1 pseudogene is annotated in these 240 nt (G+C 45.8%); it reads left to right on the top strand.

Annotated features, from left to right (window positions below):
- Positions 1-240: pseudogene (locus tag A3712_RS02540) on the top strand (MATE family efflux transporter); the annotation flags it as partial.

The following is a 240-nucleotide window of genomic DNA, read 5'->3' as shown; positions in this document are numbered from 1 at the left end:
AGCATGGAGTGCACCGGCAGCACTGACGAATTTCGTTATTTTGGGTTGGCTACTTGGAACTCAGAATGCAAAAGCGCCGATGTGGATGGTGATTATCACTAACATCACCAATATCGTGTTGGACGTAGTTTTTGTGATTGGTTTCGGTTGGCAGGTGGAAGGTGCAGCACTGGCATCGGTATTGGCTGATTATTCAGGCTTAACGTTTGGACTGATCTGCGTTTTTCGAATCTGGAAAAA

This window comes from Vibrio sp. HI00D65 (assembly GCF_001635455.1).
Taxonomy (GTDB): Bacteria; Pseudomonadota; Gammaproteobacteria; order Enterobacterales; family Vibrionaceae; genus Vibrio.
Note: the sequence above shows the minus strand (reverse complement) of the source record. Positions and strands in the feature narration are given on the sequence as shown.